This window comes from Geomonas diazotrophica (assembly GCF_019063885.1).
GTDB lineage: Bacteria > Desulfobacterota > Desulfuromonadia > Geobacterales > Geobacteraceae > Geomonas > Geomonas diazotrophica.
The window spans coordinates 4,788,764-4,805,149 of record NZ_CP077684.1; the positions used below are offsets into that span (position 1 = coordinate 4,788,764).

Here is a 16,386-nt window from a genome sequence, read left to right on the forward strand (position 1 = left end):
CGACATAATTTCAAAGAGAGGGAATCAACATGAGAATCTTGGTGGTTGAAGACGAGAAAAAGGTTGCCAGCTTCATCAAGCGCGGCCTCGAGGAGGAGCAGTACGAAGTCCACACGGCAGCAGACGGTGAAGAGGGGCTTAAGCTTGCGCTGGAGAAGCCGTTCGACCTGATTGTGCTCGACTGGATGCTCCCGAAAAAGGACGGCCTTTCCGTGCTGAAGGAGCTCAGGGAGCGCAAGAACGTGACCCCGATCCTGATGCTCACCGCTAAGGACTCGGTAGAAGATATCGTGGCTGGCCTCGACTCCGGTTCCGACGACTACCTGACCAAGCCGTTCGCCTTCGCCGAGCTTTTGGCCCGCGTCCGTGCGCTGATGAGAAGGAGCGAACTCGACCGCGGCGCCGAGATCCGCTTCGCCGACCTGCGTCTCGACCCGGTTACCCACAAGGTATGGCGCAAGGACAAGGAGATCGATCTAACCGCCAAGGAGTACGGCCTGCTCGAGTACTTCATGCGCAACCCGCACCAGGTGCTCACCAGGACCATGATCGCCGAGCACGTCTGGGATTACACCTTCGACAGCTTCACCAACATCATCGACGTCTACGTGAACTACCTGCGTAAGAAGATCGACCGTGAAGCCGACAAGAAGCTGATCCACACCGTGAGGGGCGTGGGTTACATCCTCAAAGAAGAAGAGTAGCCCCCTCCGGCGCCACGCGCTGCAGTCCGAAACGGACCTCTCCTTGCCATAGCGGCCGGGGAGAGGTCCGTTTTTTTGTTTACGGAAGCGGCTTTGGGTGGGGCTTGACAAACAACCGGCGCAGTATTAGCTTAACCGTACTCAAATCCCAGGAGGTAGCCATGCAGGCAGCAATCGTAGCAAGATTTCTGGTGTTTAGCTTATTTCTCTCCTCCGTTTTCTCAACCGTCGCGGGAGCCGCGACGCTCACACCCGACTTCGCGAAACTGGCCAAGAAACTAAAGCCCGCGGTAGTCAACATCAGCACCTCCAAGAACGTCGCCATGAAGAAGCGGCAGCACCCCAACGGCGACCCGTTCCAGGAGTACTTCGAGAAGTTCTTCGAATCCCCGCGTCAGCATCCCTACAAGCAGCAGAGCATGGGGTCGGGCTTCATCATCAGCGATGACGGCTACATCATCACCAACAACCACGTGGTGAAAGACGCCGACGACATCAAGGTGAAGCTCTCCGACGGCCGCGAGTACAAGGGAGAAATCAAGGGGCGCGACGACAAGCTCGACCTGGCCCTGGTCAAGATCGAAACCAAGGCGCACCTGCCGGTAGCTCCCTTGGGCGACAGTGACAAGATGGAGGTGGGCGACTGGGTTATGGCCATAGGCAACCCCTTCGGCCTGAGCCAGACGGTCACCGCCGGCATCATCAGCGCCCAGGGGCGGGTGATCGGCAGCGGGCCGTACGACGACTTCATCCAGACTGACGCCTCCATCAACCCGGGCAACTCAGGCGGACCGCTTTTCAACACCGACGGCGAGGTGATCGGCATCAACACGGCCATCGTGGCCGGCGGGCAGGGGATCGGCTTCGCCATCCCGATCAACATGGCCAAGGATATCCTGCCGCAGCTCAAGGACAGCGGGAAGGTCACCCGCGGCTGGCTCGGGGTCTCGGTGCAGATGGTGACCCAGGACCTGGCCAACTCCTTCGGGATGGATAGCGAGCAGGGGGCTCTCGTCGCCGAGGTCATCAAGGACAGCCCCGCCGAGAAGGCGGGCGTGAAGGGGGGCGACATCATCCTCGAGTACGACGGGCACACCATCAAGGAGATGGGGGAGCTGCCGCGCCGCGTGGCGGCAACCCCGGTAGGCAAGAAGGTGAAGCTTGTGGTGCTGCGCGACGGCAAGAAGGTACCGCTCGAGGTGGCCATCGAGAAGCTGAAAGAGGGTGAGGACGAGGATGCCGCCGTGACCGGGGACCGGCTCGGGCTGAAGGTCATCGACCTGACCCCGGAGCGTGCCCAGCAGATGAGGCTGCAGGGGGAGAAAGGGGTCCTGGTTGCCGACGTGCAAACCGACAGCATCGCCGAGAGGGCAGGCATCGTCGGGGGTGACCTGATCAGGGAGATCAACGGCGTGCGCATCTCCGGCGTGAAGGAGTACAACAAGGCCATTGCAGGCGTCAAGAAGGGCGGTTACCTGAAGATGTTGCTCAGAAGGGGCGAAACGTCCCTCTTCGTGGCGCTCAGGATCGACTAGCGGGACGGCAGGCAATGAGAACGAGAAAGGGGGACCCGGCAACCGGGCCCCCCTTTTCATATTTAAGGAGTTAAACAGGGATGGAGGGGATGCCGTGGAGGAGTTAATCCCCCTTATCCCCCTTATCCCCTTTATCCCTGTTATCCCTGTTATGTCGGGGTATTTCCCGCGAACGCCTCGTCGACCTCGCGGCGCAGTTCATCCTCCGCCTCCAGGTGCCTAGGGGAGAAGTGGAACGGGATCACCCGCGCAGCGCCTGCCTCGCGCGCCAGTTCCCCCGCCTGTCGGGCGGTCAGGTGCGCCCGCTCGCGGGCACGGTCGGCATCGACGTCCAGGAACACCGCCTCGATGAAGAAGTAATCGGCGCCCCGAGCCAACTCGACGATGCGGCGGCGGTTGTCGGGGGTAAAGGCGGTGTCGGTGACGTAGGCGATCTTTTCTCCCGGCACCACCTGCAGCACCTGTTCTTTCAGAGCGCCGATGGTCAGCCGCTGCCCTTCGGCCACCCCGGGGAGCGGTGCCGTCATCACCGTCTCGTCCGGCTCACCGCGCAGCACGGCGCGCTTCACCTCCGAGAGCCACGGTCCGACCGGGAGCCCCAACTCGGCCAGCCGGTTCTTCATGAAGTTCACATGCAGCTTCTCCTCGAAGGCGTAGGCGAGGCAGGGGATGCTGTGCTCCAGGAAGGCGACGCGCAGGCGCAAGTTCTCCTCGTCCAGGATCACGCCATCCTCGAAGACGAAGCTCTCCTCCGCCTCCCGGGCGAAGACGCGTCGGGAACTGAAGCGGGCCCTTTGCGCGCCGCCGTCGGGGTGCAGCTCGGTAACGGTGATGACGAACTCGGTGGGGTAGCTCTGGATCAGGTTCCAGCTGTAGGAGGCGAGCCGGTGCTCGACCTGCCGCAGGATGCCGGGGGGGCCGAACAGGCGCAGCGCCATGTCGCGCCCCAGCATGACGCGCAGCATGAGGTCGAAGCCGATGAAGTGGTCGATGTGGGTGTGGGAGATGCAGACGTCGCTTAAGCGAAGGATCTTGCGGGGACCGAGACGGTGGATCTCCCCCAGGTCGAAGAGGATGGCCCGCCGGGCGAACTGGAAGTCGACGTAGACCCCGGGGTCGCCGAAGGGTGGGTTCACCAGCTTGGGGAGGAAGTGGGGCGTCATCCGGCCTCCGGAACCGTAGGTGCTGAGCAGTGGCTAAAGCCACCCATTGCTATATATCCCCAGGGGCCGGAGCGCAAGACGAAAAAAAGGGGACCGTCACCGGATCCCCTGATTTCTTAATGCAGCTCTCTCCGCCCTGTCGTTTGGTTGGGGGGCCTCACAGCGAGTTCCCATTCAGGTGGGCTCCTGTAGACCGCTTTAGGCAATTCCCGCGCAATGGGGCAGCTCACCACGATCGAAACAGGCTCCCGTGCAATAAATTATTCCGCAGGGGCGTTAATAACCTCACGGGCACGGCAGAGAGAGCGTGTCAGTGGCTGTATTGTAGATCCGTGCTTATGAGAAATCAACCTTGTTTTCTTTAATGACAACACCTCTCATGCAGGTCCCAAACCTGTTGCAATTTTGCCGGGTTGACGTACAATGCGCCAAACCGAAACCCTTTAATAAACGGGAGGCAAGATGCGTCTTAAGGATGAACAGATCGCGCGCCTGGCGGAGAAGGTGCTGGGGGACCTGGAGCGCGCTCAACTGGTGGAGCAGAAACAGGGGCGCGGCGCCGTGCTGGCGGGGATCAAGGCCGCCATCGCAGAGGACATCAGGCAGGAGGAAAGCCTGGAGCACGACGCGGAGGCGCTTTTGGAGCAGACGCTCAAGGCCGTGGGGGGACAGGGCATCGACCGGCACAGGATGCTCAAGATGATCAAGGACAAACTGGCCAAGGAGAGAAAGATCGTTCTGTGATAGACGCAGGCCAGCCGGCCAGCCATCCAAGGAGAGACCATGCATATCTCGGAAGACCGCATCTCGCATATTGCCCACAAGATCTACGACAAGCTCTACAACGACGACCTGGCCGATTTCCCGGACGAGCGGCGCGCGCTCGATTCGATCAAGGGGGCCATCGAGGGGTTCTTCTCCATCATGGAACAGGTGGACCAGGCGGTGCGCGCGAAGCTTGCCTCGTACAGCCAGGCGAAGGTTCCGGGGAGCCGCGAATGGGAGATCCTGTACCAGAAGTTTTACGCCGAGGAGCTGGCAAAAAGGAAGTGGTAACAGGGACATAGCCGTACGAAAATTATTTTTCAGACCGCCCTTGATTTTTAAGGTCATGCTGTTTATATTTAGCAGGCAATTAGCACTCGGCAGTTTTGAGTGCTAATATTTTTTTCAATATCAAGAGATCGGTGCATCTCAAGAAAGGAGAGGAAAGCATGAATCTTAGACCGCTGCAGGACCGTATCATCGTGAAGAGGGTTGAGGAAGCTACCATGACCGCCGGTGGGCTGTACATCCCGGAAACCGCCAAGGAAAAGCCGCAGCAGGGCGAAGTCGTGGCAGTGGGCAACGGGAAGAGGGGCGAGGACGGCAAGGTATACCCGATCGATCTCAAGGTGGGCGACAAGGTGCTGTTCGGAAAATACGCAGGGAGCGAAGTGAAGCTCGACGGTGAGGATTTCCTGATCATGCGCGAGGACGACATCCTCGGCGTAATCGAGAAATAGGTAGAGGGAAAGCCCCTCATCACACGTTCCGCGACTAGAATCAATTCCAAGGAGGATATTTGATATGGCAGCAAAGATCATAAAATTCGACCAGGAAGCACGCAATTGCATCCTCAAAGGCGTCAACACCCTGGCAGATGCGGTTAAAGTGACCCTGGGCCCCAAAGGGCGCAACGTCGTCATCGAGAAGTCCTACGGCGCTCCGCTCATCACCAAGGACGGCGTCACCGTCGCCAAAGAGATCGAGCTCGAGGACAAGTTCGAGAACATGGGCGCGCAGCTGGTGAAGGAAGTCGCTTCCAAGACCTCCGACGTCGCCGGCGACGGCACCACCACCGCTACCGTTCTTGCCCAGGCCATCTACCGCCAGGGCTCCAAGCTGGTCGCCGCGGGCCACAACCCGATGGAGATCAAGCGCGGCCTCGACCAGGCCGTCGAAGTGCTGGTCGGCGAGCTGAAGAACATCTCCAAGCCGATCAAGGACCACAAGGAGATCGCCCAGGTAGGCACCATCTCCGCCAACAACGACAAGACCATCGGCGACATCATCGCCCAGGCCATGGAGAAGGTCGGCAAGGAAGGGGTCATCACCGTCGAGGAAGCAAAGGCGATGGAGACCACCCTTGAGACCGTCGAGGGTATGCAGTTCGACCGCGGCTACCTCTCCCCCTACTTCGTGACCGATCCGGAGCGCATGGAAGCGGCCATGGACAACGTCGCCATCCTGATCCACGACAAGAAGATCTCCAACATGAAGGACCTCCTCCCGGTTCTCGAGCAGACCGCCAAGTCCGGCCGTCCGCTGCTGATCATCGCCGAGGACATCGAGGGCGAGGCTCTCGCGACCCTGGTGGTCAACAAGCTGCGCGGCGTGCTGAACGTCTGCGCCGTCAAGGCCCCGGGCTTCGGCGACCGCCGCAAGGCGATGCTCGAAGACATCGCCATCCTGACCGGCGGCAAGGTGATCTCCGAGGAAGTCGGCTTCAAACTCGAGAACACCACCCTCGACATGCTCGGCCAGGCCAAGAAGATCACCGTCGACAAGGACAACACCACCATCATCGACGGCTACGGCTCCGACGCCGACATCCAGGGCCGCGTGAAGATGATCCGCGCCCAGATCGAAGAGACCACCTCCGACTACGACCGCGAGAAGCTCCAGGAGCGCTTGGCGAAACTGGTCGGCGGCGTTGCCGTGATCAAGGTCGGCGCAGCCACCGAGGTCGAGATGAAGGAGAAGAAGGCACGCGTCGAGGACGCCCTCCATGCGACCCGCGCGGCCGTCGATGAAGGGATCGTCCCCGGAGGCGGCGTCGCTTACCTGCGCGCCCTCAAGTCCCTCGACTCCCTGCAGCTCGCTCCGGAGCAGCAGTTCGGCGTCAACGTCATCAAGCGCGCCCTCGAGGAGCCGATCCGTCAGATCGCCCAGAACGCAGGCGTCGACGGCTCCATCGTGGTCGATAAGGTGAAGAACGGCAAGGATGCCTTCGGCTACAACGCTGCCGACGACATCTACGTCGACATGATCGAGGCCGGCATCATCGACCCGACCAAGGTCTCCAGGAGCGCGCTGCAGAACGCCGCTTCCGTGGCCGGTCTCATGATGACCACCGAGGCCATGATCGCCGACAAGCCGAGGGAAGAGTCGGCGATGCCGGCGATGCCGGGTGGCATGGGCGGCATGGGTGGCATGGGCGGCATGATGTAAGCCCTGCCCTTCAAAGCAGTGACCATAGGGAGTCGGCCTCGAGCCGGCTCCCTTTTTTTGTGGCGCAAATTTTAATGGAAGGCACGAAACGCCGACGCCGGCAAAGGGGCTCTCTTTACACAACGTGAAGGAAAGCGTATGCTTACGCCGGTGATGGAAGATGCAGGGGCCTAATGAATCGAGAGGTTCGAAGGGCGGGGCGGAGCTTAGGGCGTTCGGAGTGGACGGAAACACCACCGCAGGCGAGGACGGAGCATGATGGAACAGGCTGTTGAGCAACCGGACGTCGGCAAGGAAGAGCTTGCCTCGGTGACCCAGATCATCCTGGCGATGATCAAGGTCTCGAAGGCTCTCAGGATCTACCTGCCCAACAACCCGGTGCTGATCGGCTTCATCTCGGAGCTGGGGACCAGGATGACCGTGCATCTGGCGCGTTACGGGGAGCTTACCCTCGACGTGGAGCAGTTCGTGCTGCGCTACCACGGTGCACAGGTCTACGAGAACAAGGCCCCCAAGGAGAGCCTGGCGAGCCGGCTCCATGCCGACGGCATCAGGACCCTGTTCTTCGACCAGGGGGTGGAGCAGGCGGAACTGGTGGCGTTTCTCGGGGTCGTCGGCTTCGAGCGCCCCAGCAGCGACGACGACGTGGTGACGCAGCTTTGGGAGCGCAACCTCCAGCACATCGGCTACCTCACCGAGGACGACTTCAGCGATCCCTACCTCATGCGGGAGGCCGAGGATTCCCACCAGCAGCGTGATGCCCTGGAACGGATCCGGCAGGCGCTCGTCGAGCACCCCCCCCCGGCGCCACGGATGATCCCGAAGCACCTGCTCATGCTAAATGCGGAGGAGGAGACCTGGCTGCGCAAGGCCGTCGACGTCGAAGGGCGCTGCAACGGGCTCGATGACGTGATCAGGATCCTCGCGGCCATCCTGGGCGAGGTCCAGGAACCGGAGCTTTTCGCCGACTTCACCGCCATCCTTGGAACCCTGACCGTCAACCTCGTGGTAGCCGGCGACATAGCGCATGCGCTCCAGCTGGCGCGGTTCCTGGACCGCCTGCAAAAGCTGCCGATCACGGCACCCGAGCAGCGGCAGCAACTGGCCGCGGCCCTGGCCGGGATACTCTCCGCCTCCACCGTTGAGGTGCTTAAGGTGGCGCTGGACAGCGCCGAGGCCGGGATAGATTACGTGCAGTTGAAGGAGCTTTTGCTGATCCTGGGCATCCCTTCGCTGGGGGCGATCTGCGAACTGCTCGGGCGCGTGGAGAAGCTCAAGGTGCGCAAGCTGATCGTGGAGGTCCTGGTGGAACTGGGGCGGGGGGACCCGGCGGTATTCGAGCCCTTTCTCAGCGACCCGCGCTGGTACCTGGTGCGCAACGTGGTGCTGATCCTTTCCCTGATCGGGACGCCCGCGGCGCTCAAGATGATCCTCGGGCTGATTTCACACCGGGAGCCGCGCATCCGGCGAGAGGTGCTGGGCTTTTTGGAGCGCACCAGCGACGCCAAGGCCAAGACGTACCTGCTGAAGTACCTGCGGGATGAATCGAGCGCCCTGCGCATCAAGGCCCTGCAGATCCTGACACGGGAGAGGCTTCCCTTCGCACTCAAGCCGATCGTGGCGCTGGCCGGGGGTGACGATTTCCAGGAGCGCCCCTACGAAGAGAAGAAGGAGGTCTTCCTGGCCCTGGGTGAGTTGGGACAGGAGAGCGTGATCCCCCTGCTGCGCGAACAGCTCATGAAGCGCTTCTGGTTTCAGAAGGGGAACGAGAAGGAATCCGTGCAGCTCGCGGTGCTGGGGCTGGGACGGATCCGCAGCAGGTCTGCCCTGCAGCTCCTCGAAGAGGCGCGCGGCCAGAAAAAGGGAGGAGAGGTCCGGTCCATTCTGGACCAGGCCATCGCTTCCCATATGTCCCAGGAAAGAAATCCGGCCGGGACGAGGTGAGGTTGGGCCATGGCGCTTGATATGAACCGGGAACCTGTGGGAGACGAGTTGGCGAGGCTGGGCAAGACCCTGGTGTCGCATTTCTTCGTCCTGCTCAAAAGTTCCGTCAATTACGGTGCCGGCCACGCGGCGATCGTGCAGCGGGTCGGCAACCTCCTCGAGGTGGTGCGGGCGATCGCCGGGAAAGACGAGGACGCCTCCCTCATCCTCAAGGGGGGGCATCTCTACCTGGGAGAGCTCCGGCTCAGGCCGGACATCGCCAGTTTCGAGGGGCCGCGCTACATCATCGAGCTGATGCGGCGCCATCACCTGGGCCGGGTCACCTTCGGCCCGGGTGTAACCAGCACGGACCTGCAGCGTTTCGTGTACCTGCTGCAGGAACCCCAGGAGGATGAGGCGGATATCTTCCAGAGGTTGCTGGAAGCGGTGCAGCAAAGGGGGATCGGCAACCTGGAGCTCGACCTGCTGCGTGAGGATGAGGTGCTGACCATAACGCCGCAGCACAGGCGGGTCAGGGCGGCCGGGGACAAGGTGCGGCCGCTGTACCGCAAGCTCCTCTCCACGATGGACGAGGTGGCGGCCGAGGTGGCGTCCGGGCGCAGGCTGCGCCTGCGGGAATCGAAACGGGTGGTGCAGCAGATCATCGACCTTCTCTACACGCACGAAGCCGACCTCCTGGGGCTCAGCACCATGCGCTCCCATGACAGCTCCTCGCAGCATCATGCCGCCAACGTCTGCATCCTCTCGTTATTGATGGGAAAACGGCTGGGGATGAACAAGTTCCATCTCTGCGAGCTGGGGCTTGCCGCTCTCTTCCACGACATCGGCAACTGCGACGTCCCCGGCGATATCCTGGACAAGCCGGGCGAGCTCTCGGTCGAGGAACGGCAGGTGATGGAGAAACATCCGCTGTACGGGGTGAGGAAGGTGATGAAGCTGAAGGGGCTCGACGATCTCACCGCTCGCATCATCACCGGCATCTTTGAGCATCACCTGATGGCGGATTTTTCCGGCTATCCGCGCGTGGGGTACCGTAAGCTGGGGCTTTTGGGGCGGATCATCAGCATCGCCGACAGCTACGACGGCCTTACCTCCTCGCGGGTCAGCGGTCGGACCGCCTATCCTCCCCACAAGGCCCTCAGGGTGATGCTGTCGCAAAGCGGGAAGTCCTACGATCAGGCGCTCCTGAAGGTTTTCGTCGGTTGCGTCGGGATCCATCCGGTGGGGTCGCTGCTGCTTTTGGACGAAAAGGACATCGCGGTGGTGGTGGGGAACAGCGAGGACCCGGCCCAGTGGGACAACCCCTTGGTCCGCATCATCGCCGACCGGGAGGGACGCGAGACGGAGGGGGGAGAGGTGATCGCCCTCGGCTCACCCGGCTCCCCCCAGACCATTACCGCTGTTTTGGATCCCTACCTCTACGACCTCGACGTGAGCCGGTACTTCTAGAAGTGCACCACCGTCAGCCTCGGCTCGTTCGCCACCGTCGCCTCGTCGATCTCGACGATACCGGGGACGGTGGTAAGCAGGTCGTTGTCCTGCAGGATGCGCACCTGGAAGTCGGGCAGTCCCCTGAACTGCGCCTCGGCCATGAGCGAGGTCACGTCGATGTTCACCTCGCGGTTGACGTCGGCAGATGTGATCGGAGGCGAGACGACGGTGGCTGCCAGCGGGAGCAGGATGGCGCGGTCGAAATCGTTTGTAATGATTGGCGGATCGAACGAGACCAGCTCGATGCGAAGCGGTATGGTCGCCGTCGGAGGGACCACGGTTACGCTGCGAATGACGACGCTGAGGGTCGCCGAACTGATGGCATGGTTCGCGGGAACCCTGGTCAGCGGGAAGTGCAGGAACGCCCGGTAGACGTCGTCATTTACCGGATCCACCCCCGCCAGCACCCCTGGAAGTCCATCCCTGTTCACAAGGGATACGGTCCGCACCCCTGCCGCATCGACAATATCCCCGTCCACAGCGGGGTCGCTGGAGATCGTCGTCTCAATCAGGGGACGGTCGCTGCTCCCGCAACCCGCCAGGGCAACAAGCACCACGGCGAACACCAGCCACAAAATTCTCCTCTTCATGTGGGCCTCCTTTTCTCCATCCCAATTAAAAACCTTCCCGATTCGGGACCAGCAAATGGTACCAGAGGATAGGCAAATTTAAAGCGAAGCACAAGCAAGGATTCCGCCGCGCCCGGTTCTTCCAGTCCCGGCATAATACCTTTCGCGCCCGGTTGCAGAAACGAAAGCACTGGGTACAATTCAACTTGCCAATTTTCTAATGTATTTAGAGCAGTACCGTCGTCTAATTCTGTCGGAACCGCCCCTGCTCCTGCTGGAGTTGACCGAAGAGGCTGCGCGGTAAAGACTTTGCAAAAGTAAAGGGCGCGGGCGTATAATTTTTTTGGATGTCAAAATCAATTAAAACGAAGACCGCAGCTTAATAACACGCGGAGGGAAACCATGACTGCCAAGAACGAAACGCTCCGTCAGCACCTGGCCGCCGTCAAGGCGGGAGAAAGGGTTTTTGAAAACGCCTTCCAGGGGATCATTCGGATGATCCTGGAGCCGGGTTTCGAGAAGGTCGTCGTCAACGGCAAAACGACCTACGACTTCAACATCTTCCGGACCGGACGCAAGCACACCATCGGCATGTACGACGAGATCAACAGCTTCGTCTCGTTCGTGAAGGACGCGGCCGAGGGGGGCTCCAGTAAGGAGATGGCGTTCGTGCTGGTCGGCGAGCCAGGCAACGGCAAGACCTTTTTCGTGGAGTTCCTCTGCGGCAAGTACCGAAATTTCCTGCAGGGGCGCAACCGCAAGTACAGCTTCCGGTTCCTCAACATGGACCAACTCGGCAACTACGGCAGGATACGCGAGGTCGATTCGGAGACCTACGAGGACCCGATGATCTTGGCCATGAACCTCTTCGACGACCCCGAGGAAAGCCGCCGCTTCATCGGGGAACAGGGGTTCTCCGACGCCGAGATCGAGACCCTGTACCGGAACTACCGCCCCCTGGGTGCGAGCACCGGCTACATCCTCAATGAAATCCGGCAGTACCACGACAACGACATCGAGAAGGTGCTCGAAAGCATCGCCATTCTTCCGGTCCCGATGAGCGAGAGCCTCGGGACGCTGACCGGCAAGTACCCGGCCAAGGACAAGATCACCTCCTCGGCGGTGGACCTCCTGGGCGAGGAGTCGATCCAGCGCCTGTTGCACCTCTCCGACACCAACAACCCGTACCGCTTCGACCTCCGTCGCGGCGCCCTGGCCCGGGTGGCGGGAGGCGGCATCCACTTCTCCGACGAGATCTTCAAGAACAAGAAGGACCTGGTGCAAGTCTACCTTGGCGTGATCCAGAACCGGGCCATCGAGATCGACGGTTACAAGTGGCCCATCGATTCCATGATCATCGCCACCAGCAACAACTCCGAGTTCAACCGCTTCCTGGCGGAGAAGGAGGAGGCGCCGATCGTGGACCGCTGCAGGATCTGCTACGTCTCGCACAACACCAACTACCGGATGCAGGAAGGGCTCACCGCCTACGCCATCGGCAGCGAATCGAAGACCACCCTGACCAAGGAAGTGCTGCACCAGGACCCGAACCTGAACTACGCCGCCTCGGTGGGGGTGGTGCTCACCAGGCTCCCGAGGTCCGAGAAGCTCACCCCGATCGAGACCATGAAGCTTGCCGCCGGCGAGGTGGCGGGCGAGAAGAGCATCAAGGCGCTTGCCGAGGTGATCGACACCCTGGGGCAGGAGCCCGACATCACCAAGCGCTTCGGGCAGCGCGGCCTCGGGCACAGAAGCCTCGGCCGCAGCATCCAGATTCTCAAGGAAAGCTCAGAGACCAACGAGGGGCGCTGCATGGTAGCCTACGACGTCTTCAGGAGCCTGGAGCGGGTCGTCCTCGACTACGTGGTCGAGCCCAACGAGCGCGCCAAGTACCTGGAGGACCTGAAGACCGGCAAGAAGCTCTACCGCGAGCGGATCATGACCGAGATGTTCAACGCGTATATGGACGAGCCTTTCGCCATCAAGAAGGACGTGCAGAACTACGTCAACATGATCATCGGCATCGACGCCGAGAATCTCGGGCCGGACCGGATGTGGAAGTACAAAGATCCCCAGACCGGCGAACTGAAGGCGCTCAAGATCGACGAGCGCTACGTGAAGAGCGTCGAGGAGCGGATCGGGCTTAAGACCGAGGAGCAACGCGCGTCCTTTAGGACCTCGATCAGGAAGATCTATGGCCAGAAGATCTCGGTCGACCCGAGCTACGACTTCATGGACAACCTTGAGCTGGTCAAGGCGGTCACCGACGTACGGCTCAAATCCGACATAGCCGGTGCCGGGAGCCTGATCGGCGCCCTGGCCAACCGCACCAACGAGGAAAACCAGAAGCTCTACGACCGGATGATCGTGACCATGCTGGGGAAACTCGGCTACTGCCGCACCTGCGCCCAGAAGACCATCGAGTACTTCTGCACGCAGGAGGACGAGAGCTAACGGGTGCTGAGTTTTACCCTCTCCCCCCGGGAGAGGGTGGCCGAAGGCCGGGTGAGGGAGTTGCCACAAGAAAGGGCGTGCCCCGAGCCGACGCCCTCACCCCCGCCCCTCTCCCAAAGGGCGAGGGGAGACAGACCACGTAAGGGCGAATACGTATTCGCCCGCCTTTAGAGGCGGCAGACGCCATGAAAGATCCCGAAAAATACCTCGAACAACTGAAGGCCAAGGGGCTCGATCCCGAGCGGGAGGCGCGTTTTCGGGAGGAGCTGGCGGGAACCCGGGAGATCTCCGTCTCCGACCGGCGCGGCCCCTTCCCCGACTTCTCCCGCAGCCTCTACGCCTGGCACGACCTGGCGGTGCTGCAGGACCAGGGGCGGGTCCCGAACCCGTACCAGCTCCACATGAAGGCGCTGGACGAGCTCCTGGAGCGTGACCGGCAGCGCGAGAAGGACGGCTTCCCCCGCAAGATCAGGGTGGGGAGGCTGATCAAGCCGGGCAAAGGGGGGAAGGGGAAGATCGTCGTGGTCCCTTCAACCGAGGAGGAGAAGTTCCTGCACGATCCGACCGTCCGACCTCCCGGCGAGGGGGGCTCGACCGGCGGCAGCGGCAAGGGGGAGGAAGGCGAGGTCATCGGCGAGCAGAAGGTGCGCGAGACCGGCGAGGAGCCCGGGCAGGGGCCGGGGCAGGGTGAGGGCGAAGCCCACGAGATGGGGGCCTCGGCCTACGAACTAGGGCGGGTGCTCACCGAACAGTTCCAGCTCCCCAACCTGAAGGAAAAGGGGAAGAAGCGCTCCTTCACCCGGTACATCTACGACCTCACCGACCGAAACCGTGGCTCCGGCCAGGTACTGGACAAGAAGGCGACCCTCAGGAAGATCGTGGAAACCAACATCTCGCTTGGCAACCTCCCCGATCCCTCGGACATGGACCCGACCCGTTTCCTGATCTCGCCGCGGGACAAGGTGTACCGCATCTTCTCCCAAGAGAAGGATTACGAGCCGCAGGCCATGGTCTTCTTCCTGCGCGACTACTCCGGTTCCATGGCGGGGAAGGTGACCGAGCTGGTGGCGACCCAGCACGTGATGATCTACAGCTGGCTGTTGTACCAGTACGCCGGGCAGGTGGAGTCGCGCTTCATCCTGCACGACACCGAGGCTAAGGAAGTGCCGGACTTCGACACCTACTACAACTCCCGCGTCGCCGGCGGAACCGAGGTGGCGAGCGCCTACAAGCTGGTGAACGAGATCGTCGAGAAGGAGAACCTGGCGGCGGACTACAACATCTACGTCTTCCACGGCACCGACGGCGACGATTGGGATACCGGCGGCGACAAGTCCATTCCGGAGCTGGTCAAGATCCTCAGCTACGTGAGCCGCATGGGGGTCACCATCGCCGAGCACGCGGGGACGCAATGGACCGAGGTGGCCCGCTACCTGGAGAACTCAGGGCTTTTGCGTGACAAGCCGGACCTCTTGCGCATGGACATCATGCACGAGGACGCCGAGGAGGCCCGGGTGATCGAGGGGATCAAGAGGCTCATCTCGTAGAAGCAGATTAAGAGTAAGAGGTGAAGCAGATTAAGGCTGAGATCGAGATTTCGAGTCGTGTGATACAGCTGATGTGCGGGACCAGGGCCGATCTTCTTAATCTTAATCTTAATCTTGATCTGCTTTTTTGAGGCCATTATGGAACTGATCAACCAACATACCAAGGCGATCATGGAAGGGTGCAAGGAGCGGGCGCGCGCCGCCGGGCTTTCCTTCACCGACGAGAGCCTCGAGTACATCGTCACCAACCGTGACCTCATCGAGCTCTCCCCGAAAGTCATGATCCCCACCCTGTACGACTACTGGGTGCACGACGTCGAGGTGCTCCGGGGCAAGGGAGAGTACGAGCTCTACCCGCACAACCCCTACGAGACGGTGATCAACACCCGTCCCCCCATCTCGTTCTACAACGACAACAACCCCGACTGGCTCAACGTGATGATCTTCTACCACGTGCTGGGCCACATCGATTTCTTCCAGAACAACCTCTACTTCCGGCACACCTGGGAATACGACTTCACGGGCCAGGCGCTCTCGGACAAGCGGGTGATCGCGAAGCTCAGGGCGGAGAAGGGGCGCTGGGTGGACTACATCCTCGAGTTCGCCCGCTCCATCGACAACCTAGTGGCCTACCACGACGAGCTCTCGCCGCTGTTCATGGCGCCGGAGACTGCCACCTCCAGCCGCCTGGACTATTACTTCGACGTCTTCCTGCAGGTCGAGAAGAAGCTGCCGGTAGGGGAGTACCTGAAGGAGGTGGCGCGCTACAACGAGTCCGTCGCCCAGAACAAGGACGAGGGGGAGCGGATCTTCTTCGCGGAGGTGACCGCCAAGTATCCGGAAATGGAGGCGCACTTCGCCAAGAGCCAGAACGTGAAGCGGGTGGAGCGGCGCGACCTCATGAAGTTCCTGATCGAGAACTCGGAATTCCTGGCGCGCGACGAAAACCAGTGGATGCGCTCGGTGCTCGAGGTGGTGCGGAAGACCTCGATCTTCTTCCAGCCCCAGATCCGCACCAAGATCATGAACGAAGGATGGGCGAGCTACTGGCACGAGAAGCTCTTCCTGGTGGACGACCGCATCAAAGGGCACGAGGTCGATTTCGCCCGCGTCCATGCCGGCGTCACCTCCATGCCGCGGGTCGGCATGAACCCATATGCCCTGGGCATGCGGCTCATGTACCAGTTGAAGGAGAACGGCGACAAGGGTAAGACCGGCTACGAGTTCAACCGGCTCTCGGACCGGGAGGAGAGGAAGCGGTTCGACGCCGCTTCCGGCCAAGGGGACGAATACCTGTTCAAGATCAGGAGCAACTACTGCGACTACCTCTTCATCAAGGACTTCGTGGACCAGGACTTCACCGACCGCTACGACCTCTTCGTGACCGGTAAGCGGCTCGACCCGCAGCGCATGGTCTGGCAGTACTACGTCAAGAGCCGGGACGCCAACGACTACCGCGACATGGTGCTCGCCTCCCTGTACCATCCGCCGCACATCGAGATCGCACCTGAGCGCGGCGAGGAAGGGATGCTCTACCTGGTACACCACTTCGAGGGGAAACAGCTGGTCAGCGAGTATATCGCCAACACCATGGTCGGCATCGAGTACCTTTGGGGGGCGCCGGTGCAGCTGGAGACCAGCGAGGCGGCGATAGAGCAGTCACGAGGAGGCGCGGGGCGGGAAGGGATGGAAGAGCCGGAAATCACCTGGCAGCGGGTGGTCTACACCATGAAGGACAAGGTCCTCAGTCGGCAGATACTGTGACA

At 61.4% G+C, this 16,386-nt stretch carries 11 protein-coding genes, 1 other RNA gene and 1 pseudogene; 10 read left to right on the forward strand and 3 right to left on the reverse strand.

What is annotated here, in order from left to right; genetic code table 11:
- Nucleotides 1–29 precede the first annotated feature (29 nt).
- Nucleotides 30–704 carry a response regulator transcription factor gene (locus KP003_RS21065; protein ID WP_183344735.1) on the forward strand — a complete coding sequence of 225 codons (675 nt, stop codon included), beginning with the start codon at nt 30–32 and terminating at the stop codon, nt 702–704.
- A gap of 161 nt (nt 705–865) precedes the next feature.
- Nucleotides 866–2,239 (forward strand): DegQ family serine endoprotease, encoded by a 1,374-nt coding sequence (locus tag KP003_RS21070; RefSeq protein WP_216496941.1) that lies wholly within the window; start codon nt 866–868, stop codon nt 2,237–2,239.
- A 149-nt stretch (nt 2,240–2,388) separates the two neighbouring features.
- Here KP003_RS21070 and KP003_RS21075 read toward each other — a convergent pair whose 3' ends face one another.
- A complete protein-coding gene (locus KP003_RS21075; protein ID WP_216496940.1) occupies nt 2,389–3,402 on the reverse strand; it encodes a ribonuclease Z in 1,014 nt (337 codons plus the stop codon).
- Nucleotides 3,403–3,526: 124 nt separating this feature from the next.
- A non-coding RNA gene (ssrS, locus tag KP003_RS21080) (6S RNA) lies at nt 3,527–3,708 on the reverse strand.
- Between the two features lie 156 nt (nt 3,709–3,864).
- On the opposite strand from ssrS, the pseudogene KP003_RS21425 reads away from it, so the two are divergent.
- The 5 genes and pseudogenes from KP003_RS21425 to KP003_RS21110 all read left to right on the forward strand — a co-directional run bounded on the left by KP003_RS21425 (nt 3,865) and on the right by KP003_RS21110 (nt 10,008).
- Nucleotides 3,865–4,458 (forward strand): annotated as a pseudogene (locus KP003_RS21425) (DUF507 family protein).
- Between the two features lie 158 nt (nt 4,459–4,616).
- Nucleotides 4,617–4,907, forward strand: coding sequence for a co-chaperone GroES (gene groES / locus KP003_RS21095; RefSeq protein ID WP_216496937.1), 291 nt, complete (start codon nt 4,617–4,619; stop codon nt 4,905–4,907).
- Between the two features lie 64 nt (nt 4,908–4,971).
- On the forward strand, nt 4,972–6,615 hold the full coding sequence (gene groL, locus KP003_RS21100; protein ID WP_216496936.1) for a chaperonin GroEL: 1,644 nt from the start codon (nt 4,972–4,974) through the stop codon (nt 6,613–6,615).
- A gap of 258 nt (nt 6,616–6,873) precedes the next feature.
- Nucleotides 6,874–8,559 (forward strand): HEAT repeat domain-containing protein, encoded by a 1,686-nt coding sequence (locus KP003_RS21105; protein ID WP_236026667.1) that lies wholly within the window; start codon nt 6,874–6,876, stop codon nt 8,557–8,559.
- 9 nt (nt 8,560–8,568) lie between these two features.
- Nucleotides 8,569–10,008 (forward strand): HD-GYP domain-containing protein, encoded by a 1,440-nt coding sequence (locus tag KP003_RS21110; RefSeq protein WP_216496934.1) that lies wholly within the window; start codon nt 8,569–8,571, stop codon nt 10,006–10,008.
- Here the strand turns inward: KP003_RS21110 and KP003_RS21115 are convergent.
- Nucleotides 10,005–10,640, reverse strand: a complete 636-nt coding sequence (locus tag KP003_RS21115) for a hypothetical protein (protein WP_216496933.1) — start codon at nt 10,638–10,640, stop codon at nt 10,005–10,007. The two genes, KP003_RS21110 and KP003_RS21115, sit on opposite strands and share 4 nt — an antisense overlap.
- Before the next feature lie 381 nt (nt 10,641–11,021).
- Between KP003_RS21115 and KP003_RS21120 the strand changes: the two genes are divergently transcribed.
- The 3 genes from KP003_RS21120 to KP003_RS21130 all read left to right on the forward strand — a co-directional run bounded on the left by KP003_RS21120 (nt 11,022) and on the right by KP003_RS21130 (nt 16,384).
- A complete protein-coding gene (locus tag KP003_RS21120) occupies nt 11,022–13,073 on the forward strand; it encodes a serine protein kinase PrkA (RefSeq protein WP_216496932.1) in 2,052 nt (683 codons plus the stop codon).
- A gap of 185 nt (nt 13,074–13,258) precedes the next feature.
- Complete coding sequence (locus tag KP003_RS21125; RefSeq protein ID WP_216496931.1) at nt 13,259–14,620, forward strand: DUF444 family protein; 1,362 nt, start codon at nt 13,259–13,261, stop codon at nt 14,618–14,620.
- A gap of 138 nt (nt 14,621–14,758) precedes the next feature.
- Entirely contained in the window at nt 14,759–16,384 is a 1,626-nt protein-coding gene (locus KP003_RS21130; RefSeq protein WP_216496930.1) for a SpoVR family protein, read from the forward strand.
- The last annotated feature ends 2 nt before the right edge of the window (nt 16,385–16,386 follow it).

What these genes read in the sequence shown, in the direction of transcription:
- KP003_RS21065 (WP_183344735.1), top strand. Translation starts at nt 30, where the DNA reads ATGAGAATCTTGGTGGTTGAAGACGAGAAAAAGGTTGCCAGCTTCATC.
- KP003_RS21070 (WP_216496941.1), top strand. Translation starts at nt 866, where the DNA reads ATGCAGGCAGCAATCGTAGCAAGATTTCTGGTGTTTAGCTTATTTCTC.
- KP003_RS21075 (WP_216496940.1), bottom strand. Translation starts at nt 3,402, where the DNA reads ATGACGCCCCACTTCCTCCCCAAGCTGGTGAACCCACCCTTCGGCGAC.
- groES (WP_216496937.1), top strand. Translation starts at nt 4,617, where the DNA reads ATGAATCTTAGACCGCTGCAGGACCGTATCATCGTGAAGAGGGTTGAG.
- groL (WP_216496936.1), top strand. Translation starts at nt 4,972, where the DNA reads ATGGCAGCAAAGATCATAAAATTCGACCAGGAAGCACGCAATTGCATC.
- KP003_RS21105 (WP_236026667.1), top strand. Translation starts at nt 6,874, where the DNA reads ATGGAACAGGCTGTTGAGCAACCGGACGTCGGCAAGGAAGAGCTTGCC.
- KP003_RS21110 (WP_216496934.1), top strand. Translation starts at nt 8,569, where the DNA reads ATGGCGCTTGATATGAACCGGGAACCTGTGGGAGACGAGTTGGCGAGG.
- KP003_RS21115 (WP_216496933.1), bottom strand. Translation starts at nt 10,640, where the DNA reads ATGAAGAGGAGAATTTTGTGGCTGGTGTTCGCCGTGGTGCTTGTTGCC.
- KP003_RS21120 (WP_216496932.1), top strand. Translation starts at nt 11,022, where the DNA reads ATGACTGCCAAGAACGAAACGCTCCGTCAGCACCTGGCCGCCGTCAAG.
- KP003_RS21125 (WP_216496931.1), top strand. Translation starts at nt 13,259, where the DNA reads ATGAAAGATCCCGAAAAATACCTCGAACAACTGAAGGCCAAGGGGCTC.
- KP003_RS21130 (WP_216496930.1), top strand. Translation starts at nt 14,759, where the DNA reads ATGGAACTGATCAACCAACATACCAAGGCGATCATGGAAGGGTGCAAG.